At 71.0% G+C, this 10,491-nt stretch carries 12 protein-coding genes; 10 read left to right on the top strand and 2 right to left on the bottom strand.

All coding sequences use genetic code 11. The annotated features are described in order from the left end of the window. On the bottom strand, nucleotides 1-548 hold a 548-nt coding region (locus VQ03_RS23990; RefSeq protein WP_048453421.1), incomplete at its 3' end, for a DUF1007 family protein. Between the two features lie 191 nt (nucleotides 549-739). Here VQ03_RS23990 and VQ03_RS23985 point away from each other — a divergent pair. Further along, nucleotides 740-1,591 (top strand): urea carboxylase-associated family protein, encoded by an 852-nt coding sequence (locus VQ03_RS23985; RefSeq protein WP_048453420.1) that lies wholly within the window; start codon nucleotides 740-742, stop codon nucleotides 1,589-1,591. Here the strand turns inward: VQ03_RS23985 and VQ03_RS23980 are convergent. Further along, a complete protein-coding gene (locus VQ03_RS23980) occupies nucleotides 1,588-2,343 on the bottom strand; it encodes a TSUP family transporter (RefSeq protein ID WP_048453419.1) in 756 nt (251 codons plus the stop codon). The two genes, VQ03_RS23985 and VQ03_RS23980, sit on opposite strands and share 4 nt — an antisense overlap. A gap of 191 nt (nucleotides 2,344-2,534) precedes the next feature. On the opposite strand from VQ03_RS23980, the gene ruvC reads away from it, so the two are divergent. From ruvC to VQ03_RS35400, 9 genes are all read left to right on the top strand, one after another. Continuing rightward, nucleotides 2,535-3,092: a crossover junction endodeoxyribonuclease RuvC gene (gene ruvC, locus VQ03_RS23975; protein WP_048453418.1), complete on the top strand. Its 558-nt coding sequence runs from the start codon at nucleotides 2,535-2,537 to the stop codon at nucleotides 3,090-3,092. Nucleotides 3,093-3,463: 371 nt separating this feature from the next. Next, nucleotides 3,464-4,636 (top strand): isovaleryl-CoA dehydrogenase, encoded by a 1,173-nt coding sequence (locus VQ03_RS23970; RefSeq protein WP_048453417.1) that lies wholly within the window; start codon nucleotides 3,464-3,466, stop codon nucleotides 4,634-4,636. Between the two features lie 13 nt (nucleotides 4,637-4,649). After that, the gene (locus VQ03_RS23965; protein WP_048453416.1) at nucleotides 4,650-6,257 is read left to right on the top strand and encodes a carboxyl transferase domain-containing protein; all 1,608 of its coding nucleotides are present in this window, start codon (nucleotides 4,650-4,652) and stop codon (nucleotides 6,255-6,257) included. Nucleotides 6,258-6,265: 8 nt separating this feature from the next. Then, the gene (locus VQ03_RS23960; RefSeq protein ID WP_048453415.1) at nucleotides 6,266-8,212 is read left to right on the top strand and encodes an acetyl-CoA carboxylase biotin carboxylase subunit; all 1,947 of its coding nucleotides are present in this window, start codon (nucleotides 6,266-6,268) and stop codon (nucleotides 8,210-8,212) included. Beyond that, nucleotides 8,209-8,703 (top strand): MaoC family dehydratase, encoded by a 495-nt coding sequence (locus VQ03_RS23955; RefSeq protein ID WP_048453414.1) that lies wholly within the window; start codon nucleotides 8,209-8,211, stop codon nucleotides 8,701-8,703. The genes VQ03_RS23960 and VQ03_RS23955 overlap by 4 nt, the downstream gene beginning before the upstream one ends. Nucleotides 8,704-8,707: 4 nt before the next feature. Beyond that, nucleotides 8,708-9,574: an HpcH/HpaI aldolase/citrate lyase family protein gene (locus VQ03_RS23950; RefSeq protein ID WP_048453413.1), complete on the top strand. Its 867-nt coding sequence runs from the start codon at nucleotides 8,708-8,710 to the stop codon at nucleotides 9,572-9,574. 90 nt (nucleotides 9,575-9,664) lie between these two features. Next, the gene (locus VQ03_RS34345) at nucleotides 9,665-9,829 is read left to right on the top strand and encodes a type II toxin-antitoxin system Phd/YefM family antitoxin (RefSeq protein WP_208605543.1); all 165 of its coding nucleotides are present in this window, start codon (nucleotides 9,665-9,667) and stop codon (nucleotides 9,827-9,829) included. Between the two features lie 112 nt (nucleotides 9,830-9,941). After that, entirely contained in the window at nucleotides 9,942-10,205 is a 264-nt protein-coding gene (locus tag VQ03_RS23940) for a UPF0175 family protein (protein ID WP_048453412.1), read from the top strand. Continuing rightward, nucleotides 10,202-10,474, top strand: a complete 273-nt coding sequence (locus VQ03_RS35400; protein WP_483428671.1) for a PIN domain-containing protein — start codon at nucleotides 10,202-10,204, stop codon at nucleotides 10,472-10,474. The genes VQ03_RS23940 and VQ03_RS35400 overlap by 4 nt, the downstream gene beginning before the upstream one ends. The last annotated feature ends 17 nt before the right edge of the window (nucleotides 10,475-10,491 follow it).

Here is a 10,491-nt window from a genome sequence, read left to right as displayed (position 1 = left end):
GCGGGGGCCGCCGCGTTCTTCGGCCGGTGGGCGGTGGCGCGGCAGCCGGCCGGGGCGCCAGCGAGGGTCGCGAAGCCGTCGCCGTCGGCGAGGCTGAAGGCGACGAAGTAGGTCGGGTCGTAGACCTCGAGCGAGGCGGTGCCGGCGACCGGCGCCTTGAGCGGCAGGGTGAAGCGCAACGTGAGCTGCCCGTCCGCGAAGGTCATCGCCGGGTCGGCCGCGGTGCCGAAGTCCTGCTTGCGACCGTTGACCTTCAGGAGCGTGAAGTAGCCCTGCTCGGCCAGGTTGCCGACATTGTCCCGCGCGAGCGCCGCGAGCGCCGCCGGGTTCACCGGCCCGGTCGGCGATTGCCCCAGGCCCTGGACCGCGAAGGCGGAATAGGTCGGATCGAAGGTCCAGGCGTGCCGCACCGCCCGCAAGGTCCCGTCCGGCCCGTAATCGAGCTCGGCCCTCGTGGTGATCCAGACATGCGGATGGGCGAGGGCCGGGGTCGCGGCGGCGATCAGGGCACCGGCGAGGAGGAGCGGGAGACGGGAGGTGAGCGGCATGGGGATGTCCTTCGGCGACGCTCGCCCCTCGTGGTTAACCAACGGTAAAGCGCTCGGCGCCTCCGGCCGCGCACTGGTCTCGCCGCATTGCGGCAGGAGCGGGGCGGGCCTCCTCGCCGGGCCGGCGGCGTTTGCCCCGTCCCTCCTCTTCTGCCACTCCTGGGCGCATCGCCCCCGTCAGGAGCACCGGCATGAAGGACTTTCCGGCCGCCTATCAGGTCAGCGAGGGCTCGGCCCTGTCGGTCGACCGGCCGTTCTACGAGCGGGTCGCCGCCGAGACCGGTGGGCGCACCCTCGTCGAGAGCTTCACCATCCCGATCCGCACCGGGCGGGCCTGGAGCGTGCCGGCGGGCCATGTCTTCCGGATCGTCGCGCCGGAGGGGCCGCAGGTCGGCGACCTCAACCTCTGGAACCGGCACGACCCGCGCGAGCGGCTGTGGGCGGCGCGCACCCGCCAGCTCCAGGGTGCCCATGTCACGACCTTCGACCGGCTGTGGTCGACCTTGCCGTTCCTGCGTCCGCTGGTCACCATCACGGCCGACACGCTCGCCCATTACGGCACCGACGAGTATGGCGGCCGGGTCCACGACCTGCTCGGCACCCGCTGCGACCCTTACGTCAACAAGCTGCTGACCGGGCAGGATTTCCACTTCCACTGCCACTCGAACCTGGTCCGCGCGGTGATGCCGTTCGGCCTGACCGAGTTCGACGTGCACGACGTGCTCAACGTGTTCCAGGTCACCGGCCTGAACCACGACGACCTGTACTTCATGCGCGACTGCCCGGCGAGGGCCGGCGACTACCTGGAATTCTTCGCCGAGATCGACCTGCTCTGCGCCCTCTCGACCTGCCCGGGCGGCGACCTCTCGGTGCCGCTCTGGGGGCCGGACGCCCGCGACCCGATCGACGTCTGCCGGCCGCTCGCCGTCGAGGTCTACCGGCTGGCGCCGGAGCTGACGGAAGGCTGGCGGAGCCCGGACGTGGCGCCCTATCGCGGCCAGCACGGGCTCCACGCCGAGAAGGGCTGGTGGGACAGGGCTTAACGGAGCGGCAGCGCCAGGCAGACCGCCACCAGGATCACCGTATAGGCGACGGCGCGAAACACCCGGTCGGACGCCAGGCGAAAGCCGTGCGATCCGACCCAGAGACCCAGGCCGTAGGGCAGGAGCAGCGGCACGGCCTCGGCGAAGCGCGGGCCGGTGAGCACCCCGGTCGCCGTGAACACCACCCCCGAGACCAGGGTCGAGAGGCCGAAATAGGCCATCAGGTTGTCGCGCACCTGGGCGGCCGAGGCGCGCTGGCTGGCGAGCCAGAAGACGGCGAGCGGCATGCCGCCCAGCGCCGCAAAGCCGCTCGCCAGCCCCGAGGCGCCACCCGTCGCGAGGGAGAGCGGCAGCGAGGGATCCGCCTTGTAGCGCCAGCCCGAGACCAGGGCGGCGAGCGCCAGCAGGATCGCCCCGGCGGTGATCCAGCGGGTGAAACCCGGATCGAGCCGGGTGAGGAGCCAGACGCCGACCGGCAGCAGGAGGGTGGAGCCGATCAGCAGCGGCACCACCTCGCGCCAGACCGCCCGCGGGGCCGAGCGGGCGCCGAACCACAGCGAGAACGGCGCATCGACGACCCAGATCAGCCCCACCGCCGCGGCGGGACCCACGGCGGCGGCGGCGACCGGCACGAACACCATCGCGAAGCCGAAGCCGGTGAAGCCGCGCACCAGCCCGCCGGCCAGCGCGGCGAGGAACAGGGTCGCGGCCCGGGCATCGAGCGGCAGGAGGGCGGCGAGATCGAGGGACATGCGGTCACAGGCGCCTCACGGCTACGATTCGTCAAGGTGTCGGCCGCATGGATGGTCCGAGCCTGTTCACGGAACGTCCCGCGGTAGCGGGGCGGCTGTTTCCCGGCTACAAGGCCGCGCTCTTCGCGCCGGGACGGATTCGCGGCATGCTGCGGGGATCGCCCGCCACCATCGGAAGGACACCAGCGGCGATGAGCGAAGCGATCCGCATTCTCGGCATCGATCCGGGCCTGCGCCGCACCGGCTGGGGCCTGATCACCGTCACGGGCACCCGCCTCGCCTTCGTGGCGAGCGGCACCGTGACCTCGAACGCCGACGACGCCCTCGCCATCCGCCTGCGCACCCTGCACGAGGGCCTGACCAAGGTGGTCGCGACGCTCCTGCCCGACGAGGCGGCGGTGGAGGAGACCTTCGTCAACAAGGACGCGCAGGCGACCCTGAAGCTCGGGCACGCCCGCGCCGTGGCGCTGCTGGTGCCGGCGCTCGCCGGCCTGCCGGTGGCGGAATACGCCGCCAACCTGGTGAAGAAGACCGTGGTCGGCGCCGGCCACGCCGAGAAGGATCAGGTCGGCGCCATGGTGCGCTTCCTGCTGCCCAAGGCCACCGCCGACACCGCGGACGCCGCCGACGCGCTCGCCATCGCGATCACCCATGCCAGCCACCGGGCCGCGCGGGCGCGGGCGGCGGTGCAGGCCGCCGCGGCGGGGCCGGGGGCGGCGCGGATCGCCCGGGCGGTGGCGCGGGGATAAGTTCATACGCAGCCTTCAACAGTATAGCGCACCTCCCCTCTCCAGGCGATGCCGGGCTTGCCCGGTATCGCTGCAAGGTATGGGAGAGGGGCTGGGGGTGAGGGTGCTACGGCTCTGAGTCCAGCACCGAGGGTCTAGCTGCCAGCACAGCGGTCAGAGCTTTACACGGGAGCGTGTCACCCTCACCCCTACCCCTCCCCCAGACGGGCGAGGGGATCCCGCGACCTACCGGTATTACCGAACGATTTATTGATGCCCGCATCCACTTCGTCACGATCGTGCCGACATCGCAGCGCCGGAATGCCCTCTCCCCCGCTTGTCTTAAAAAACGATCGTTCGTATAAATGGGGAAAATCAGAGGGAGGGCGCCGATGATCCCGAACGCCGCGCGTGAGTTCAACTTCGGCCTGGGCGAGACCGCCGAGGCGATCCGCGACAGCGTGCGCAGCTTCGCGCAGGAGAGGATCGCGCCGCGGGCCGAGGAGATCGACCGCACCAACACCTTCCCGCGCGACCTCTGGCCCGAGATGGGGGCGCTCGGCCTCCACGGCATCACGGTCGAGGAGGAGTACGGGGGCTTGGGCCTCGGCTACCTCGCCCATTGCGTGGCGATGGAGGAGGTGTCGCGGGCCTCGGCCTCCGTCGGCCTGTCCTACGGGGCGCATTCCAACCTGTGCGTCAACCAGATCCGCCGCAACGGCTCGGACGCGCAGAAGCGGAAATACCTGCCCAAGCTCATCTCCGGCGAGAACGTGGGGGCGCTCGCGATGTCGGAGCCGGGCGCCGGCTCGGACGTGGTGTCGATGCGCACCCGCGCCGAGAAGAAGGGCGACCGCTACGTCCTCACCGGCTCGAAGATGTGGATCACCAACGGACCCATCGCCGAGACCCTGGTGGTCTACGCCAAGACCGACCCGCAGGCGGGTCCGCGCGGCATCACCGCCTTCCTGGTCGAGAAGGGCATGAAGGGGTTCTCCACCGCCCAGAAGCTCGACAAGCTCGGGATGCGCGGCTCGGATACCTGCGAGCTGGTCTTCGAGGATTGCGAGATTCCGGAGGAGAACGTGCTCGGCCAGGTCGGCCGGGGCGTCAACGTGCTGATGTCGGGCCTCGATTACGAGCGGGCGGTGCTGGCGGCGGGGCCGCTCGGCATCATGCAGGCCTGCCTCGACGTGGTCATCCCCTACGTCCACGAGCGCAAGCAGTTCGGCCAGGCGATCGGCGAGTTCCAGCTGGTCCAGGGCAAGCTCGCCGACATGTACGTCTCGACCAACGCCGCCAAGGCCTATGTCTATGCGGTGGCGCAAGCCTGCGACCGCGGCGAGACCACCCGGGAGGACGCCGCCGGTGCGATTCTCTACGCCGCCGAGCGGGCGACGCAATGTGCGCTGGACGCGATCCAGCTGCTCGGCGGCAACGGCTACATCAACGACTATCCGACCGGGCGCCTCCTGCGCGACGCCAAGCTCTACGAGATCGGCGCCGGCACCAGCGAGATCCGCCGGATGCTGATCGGCCGCGAGCTCTTCGCCAAATCCGCCTGAGGTCGTACAGCCCATGCCGGTCATCCCCACCAGCGCCGACCTCACCTCCGGGGCGGCGGAGCAGAACCGCGCGGCTTGGGCCGAGCTGCGCCGGACCCTGAAGAGCCACCGCGCCAAGGCCGCCGCCGGCGGCCCCGCCCGCGCCCGCGAGCGCCACACCGCCCGCGGCAAGCTGCTGCCGCGGGACCGGGTCTTACGCCTGCTCGATCCGGGCTCGCCCTTCCTGGAGGTCGGGGGCCTGGCCGCCCACGGGATGTACGGCGAGGGGATCCACGCCGCCGGGATCATCACCGGCATCGGCCGGGTCGCCGGCCGCGAGGTGATGGTGGTCTGCAACGACGCCACCATCAAGGGCGGCACCTACTATCCGCTCACGGTCAAGAAGCACCTGCGGGCCCAGGAGATCGCGCTCCAGAACCGCCTGCCCTGCCTCTACCTGGTCGATTCCGGCGGTGCCAACCTGCCGCAGCAGACAGAGGTCTTTCCCGACCGCGAGCATTTCGGCCGCATCTTCTACAACCAAGCGCAGATGTCGGCCGCCGGCATCCCGCAGATCGCCTGCGTGATGGGCTCCTGTACCGCCGGCGGCGCCTACGTGCCGGCGATGTCGGACGAGAGCGTGATCGTCCGCCGCCAGGGCACGATCTTCCTCGGCGGTCCGCCGCTGGTGAAGGCCGCGACCGGCGAGGTGGTGAGCGCGGAAGACCTCGGCGGCGCGGACGTCCATGCGAGGCTGTCGGGCGTCGCCGACCACTACGCCACCGACGACTCCCACGCGCTCGCGATCCTGCGCCGCATCGTCGGGGGCCTCAATACGGTGAAGCACCCGGATCTCGACATCGCCGGCCCGGTCGACCCGGCCTACGCGGCGGACGACCTCGACGCCCTGGTGCCGGTGGACCTGCGCAAGCAATACGACGCCCGCGAGCTGATCGCCCGCCTCGTCGACGGCTCGGAATTCGACGAGTTCAAGCGGCTCTACGGCACTACGCTGGTCACGGGCTTCGCCCGGCTCCACGGCATGCCGGTCGGGATCCTGGCCAATAACGGCATCCTCTACTCGGAGAGCGCGCTGAAAGGGGCGCACTTCATCGAGCTGTGCTGCCAGCGGCGCATCCCGCTGATCTTCCTGCAGAACATCTCCGGCTTCATGGTCGGGCGCGAGGTCGAGGCCGGCGGCATCGCCAAGAACGGCGCGAAGCTCGTGACGGCGGTGGCGACCGCCGCCGTGCCGAAGCTCACGGTGATCGTCGGCGGCTCCTACGGCGCGGGCAATTACGGCATGTGCGGCCGGGCCTACTCCCCCCGCTTCCTGTTCGCCTGGCCGAATTCGCGCATCTCGGTGATGGGCGCCGAGCAGGCGGCGAGCGTGCTCGCCACCGTCAAGCGCGACAACATCGAGGCCGGCGGCGGCGCCTGGAGCCCGGAGGAGGAGGAGGCGTTCAAGGCGCCGATCCGCGCCGGATTCGAGGAGGAGGGCTCGCCCTACTACGCCACGGCGCGGCTCTGGGACGACGGCATCATCCTGCCGGAGGAGACGCGCCGGGTCCTCGGCCTCTCCCTCTCGGCCTGCCTCAACGCGCCGGTGCCGGAGACCCGGTTCGGCCTGTTCCGGATGTGAGGAGAGCCATGACCACACGCCGCCTCGCCTCCGTCCTCGTCGCCAATCGCGGCGAGATCGCCTGCCGGGTGATCCGCACCGCGAAACGCCTCGGGATGCGCACCATCGCGGTCTATTCCGAGGCCGACCGCGACGCGCTCCATGTGGCGCTCGCCGACGACGCTCACCTGATCGGTCCGGCGCCCGCGCCTGACTCCTACCTGCGCATCGACCGCATCCTGGAGGCGGCCCGCGCGACCGGGGCGGAATGCATCCACCCGGGCTACGGCTTCCTGTCGGAGCGGCCGGACTTCGCCGAGGCCTGCGCCGAGGCCGGCATCGTCTTCGTCGGCCCGCCGGCTTCCGCCATCCGCGCCATGGGCCTCAAGGACGCCGCCAAGGCGCTCGTCGCCGCGGCCGGCGTGCCGGTGGTGCCGGGCTATCACGGCGCCCGCCAGGACCCGGATTTCCTCGCCGCGGAGGCCGCGGCGATCGGGTACCCGGTCCTCATCAAGGCGGTGGCCGGCGGCGGCGGCAAGGGCATGCGCCGGGTCGAGGGGCCGGAGGGCTTTTCCGACGCCCTCGCCTCGGCCCAGCGCGAGGCGCAGAATGCGTTCGGCGACCCGCGGGTGCTGGTCGAGAAATACGTGCTCTCGCCGCGCCACGTCGAGATCCAGGTTTTTTGTGACGCCCACGGCAACGCCGTCCATCTGTTCGAGCGCGATTGCTCGCTCCAGCGCCGTCACCAGAAGGTGATCGAGGAGGCCCCCGCCCCCGGCATGCCCGAGGCGGTGCGCGCCGCCATGGGCCGCGCCGCCGTCGAGGCCGCCAAGGCCGTGGGCTATGTCGGCGCCGGCACGGTCGAGTTCATCGCCGACGGCCGCGACGGCCTGAGACCCGACGGCTTCTGGTTCATGGAGATGAACACGAGGCTCCAGGTCGAGCATCCGGTGACCGAGGCGATCACCGGCCACGACCTCGTCGAGTGGCAGTTCCGGGTGGCCTCCGGCGAGACGCTGCCGGCCGATCAGGCGGGTCTCGCGATCCACGGTCACGCCGTCGAGGCGCGGCTCTACGCCGAGGACCCGGATCACGGCTTCCTGCCCTCGACCGGCCCCTTGCGGGCGCTCCAGCTCCCGGAGGGCGAGGGGGTCCGCGTCGATACCGGCGTGCGGGCGGGCGACCGGGTGACGCCGTTCTACGACCCGATGATCGCCAAGGTGATCGCCCACGGCGCCACCCGCGACGAGGCCCTCGACCGGCTGGCCGAGGCTCTCGGCCGCACCCTGGTGGCGGGCCCGAAGACCAACGTCGCCTTCCTCAAGGCGCTCGCCGAGGCGCCGGATTTCCGCGAGGGCCGCTTCGACACCGGCTTCATCGACCGCGACCTCAGCCTGCTGACCGCGCCGAGCCCGCACCGCGACGCCGCGATCCGCGCCGGGATCCGGGCGCTGGTGGCGCGGGACGGTTCTGCGCGCAGCGGCTCACCTTGGGACGCGGCGGACGGGTTCCAGCTCGGCGAGGCCCGCCGCCAGGTGCTGCCGTTCGTGCTCGACGGCGAGCCGGCCGAGGCCGTCCTGTCCTGGGGCGCGTCCGGCCCGACCGTGGAATACGGGGCCGCCTGTCCCGAGCCCGCCTCCCTCGCGGTGATCGACGCGCCGAACGGCGTGCTGGTCCTGGCCGGGGGCCGCCAGATCGCGCTCGCCCCGCCCGATCCCTTCGCGGTCGATCTCGACCACATCGACCAGGGCGGCACGATCAAGGCGCCGATGCATGGCCGCCTCGTCGCCGTGCTGGTCGCCCCCGGCGACCGGGTGGTGCGCGGCCAGCGCCTCGCGGTCGTCGAGGCGATGAAGATGGAGCACGCGCTCACCGCCCCCTCGGACGGGACGGTCGCCGAGGTGGCGGCGGAAGCCGGCCAGCAGGTCGCCGAGGGCGCCCGCCTGATCACCCTGACCACGGAGGACGTCGCGTGAGCACGATTCCGGCTTCGACCCATCCGCGCGGCGGGCTGTACTTCGAGGATTTCGAGGTCGGCGCCAGCTTGCGCCATCGCCTCACCCGCACGGTGACGCAGATGGACAACATGCTGTTCTCCAACATGACCCTGAACCCGCAGCCGCTCCACATCGACGCGCATTTCTGCGCCACCGAGACCGAGTGGGGCCGGCCGCTCATGAACTCGCTGTTCACCCTCGGGCTGATGATCGGCATCTCGGTCAACGACACCACGGTCGGCACCACCATCGGCAATCTCGGCATGACCGAGACGCGCTTCCCCGCGCCCCTGTTCGAGGGCGACACCGTGAGCGTGACCACCGAGGTCGTCGCCAAGCGCGAATCGCGCTCGCGGCCGGAGGCCGGCATCGTCGAGTTCGTCCACCGCGCCTACAAGCAGGACGGCACGCTGGTGGCCGAGTGCCGGCGCCAGGCGATGATGCGCAAGCGCCCCGCCACGGGAGCCTGACGCCATGCGCTCGCTGCTGTTCGTCCCGGGTGACTCCCCCCGCAAGCAGGAGAAGGGCCTCGAGGTCGGAGCCGACGCCCTGATCCTCGACCTGGAGGATTCCGTCGCGCTGCCCGAGAAGGCGAAGGCCCGCGAGGTCGCCGCCGCCTTCCTGGCGCGGATGCGGGACCAGGCCGGCCGGCCGAAGCTCTACGTGCGCGTCAACGCCCTCGATACCGGGCTGACCGAGGAGGATCTGGCGGCCTTGATGCCGCACGCCCCCGACGGGATCATGCTGCCGAAGGCCGCCGGCGGCCCGGACGTGGCGCATCTCGGCGCGCGCCTCGCGGTCTACGAGGCGGAAGCCGGCCTGACGGACGGCGCCACCCGCATCCTGCCGATCGCCACGGAGACGGCGCGCGCGGTCTTCGCGCTCCAGACCCTGCCGGGATCGAGCCCGCGGCTCTCCGGGATCACCTGGGGGGCCGAGGACCTGTCGGCCGATCTCGGCGCCGAGACCAACCGGGGCGAGGACGGCGCCTGGAGCGCCCCCTTCCAGCTCGCCCGCAACCTGACCCTGATGGCGGCGGCGGCCTCGGAGGTCGACGCCATCGACACCATCAACGCCCATTTCCGCGATCTCGACGGCCTCGCCCGCGAATGCCGCGCGGCGCGCCGCGACGGGTTCGTCGGCAAGATGGCGATCCATCCGGCGCAGGTTCCGGTCATCAACGAGGCCTTCACGCCGACCGGGGCCGCCATCGCCCAGGCGCGCAAGGTCGTGGCCGCCTTCGCGCAATCGCCGGGGATGGGCGTGGTCGGGATCGACGGCGAGATGTTCGACCGGCCGCACCTGCGACGGGCGGAACGGTTGCTGGCGCGGCTGGGGTGAGGTGGGGAGATCCGTATCGGTACCGGGGCGGGCCTTCGCTCCGGGGTTTCTGTGATACGCTGAACCGCCCACGCACACGGTATCCTGCGCATGAAAAGCTGGCCGATCCGGGATGCGGAAGTTCGCTTCGGCGAGATCCTCGACGCCTGCCTGAAGGAAGGTCCCCAACTCGCCACGGCTCGGGGCGAGGACGCGGCAGTCCTGGTGCCGATCGACGAGTGGAACCGCCTCCAGGGGGATCTCGATCGGCCCTGAAGATCTGCGGCTCGCGCCTCAGCCCCGGGTGGACTTGGTGCTTCCCGAGCGCGGCAGGAGCGAGCGACGCTTGTCGAGGATAGGCGGCGCCTCCAGCACGATGGCTTGAGTGATGAACCTGACTGTCCGCATTCCCGACGATCTCGCCGAGCGCATGGGCTCGGATGGCGACGCGCTGGCCCGTCGCGCTCTCGAAGGACTCGCCGTCGAGGAGTTCCGGGCCGGGCGGTTGACCCAACCCGACTTGCGCCGCCTCCTCGGTTCCGGCACCCGCACCGCGCTCGACGCCTTTCTGAAGGAGAGGGGCGTCTACACTGATTACGATCATGCAGACCTGATGCAGGATCTCCGCGATCTCGACCGCCTCGGCCTGTGACGTCTTCTGCCATCGTGCTCGCTGGTGCATTTGCCGCCGACTTGATCCTGCTGGACGACCGCGACGGAGTGCGGGTGGGTCGAGCGCGGGGCTTTGCCGTCACCGGTACGCTTGGCCTGCTGGCACTGGCAGGCCGCCGCGATCGACTCGATCTTCCAGAGGCGATCACGCGGCTGCGGACGACGAATTTTCGTTGCCGGCCGGCTCTCTGGACGATCTTTTGCAGCAACATCGCAGGGGAAGCGACACCAAGAGCTGAAGCTGCATAGCTCGAACGAAAAACACG

Origin of the sequence: Methylobacterium tarhaniae, assembly GCF_001043955.1 — a bacterium.
Classification (GTDB): domain Bacteria; phylum Pseudomonadota; class Alphaproteobacteria; order Rhizobiales; family Beijerinckiaceae; genus Methylobacterium; species Methylobacterium tarhaniae.
This window is presented reverse-complemented; position numbering and strand designations above follow the sequence as displayed.

Coding starts and splice junctions, on each gene's coding strand:
- VQ03_RS23960 (WP_048453415.1), top strand. CDS start 6,266: ATGACCACACGCCGCCTCGCCTCCGTCCTCGTCGCCAATCGCGGCGAG.
- VQ03_RS23940 (WP_048453412.1), top strand. CDS start 9,942: ATGAACCTGACTGTCCGCATTCCCGACGATCTCGCCGAGCGCATGGGC.
- VQ03_RS23950 (WP_048453413.1), top strand. CDS start 8,708: ATGCGCTCGCTGCTGTTCGTCCCGGGTGACTCCCCCCGCAAGCAGGAG.
- VQ03_RS23980 (WP_048453419.1), bottom strand. CDS start 2,343: ATGTCCCTCGATCTCGCCGCCCTCCTGCCGCTCGATGCCCGGGCCGCG.
- VQ03_RS34345 (WP_208605543.1), top strand. CDS start 9,665: ATGAAAAGCTGGCCGATCCGGGATGCGGAAGTTCGCTTCGGCGAGATC.
- VQ03_RS23970 (WP_048453417.1), top strand. CDS start 3,464: ATGATCCCGAACGCCGCGCGTGAGTTCAACTTCGGCCTGGGCGAGACC.
- ruvC (WP_048453418.1), top strand. CDS start 2,535: ATGAGCGAAGCGATCCGCATTCTCGGCATCGATCCGGGCCTGCGCCGC.
- VQ03_RS23985 (WP_048453420.1), top strand. CDS start 740: ATGAAGGACTTTCCGGCCGCCTATCAGGTCAGCGAGGGCTCGGCCCTG.
- VQ03_RS23965 (WP_048453416.1), top strand. CDS start 4,650: ATGCCGGTCATCCCCACCAGCGCCGACCTCACCTCCGGGGCGGCGGAG.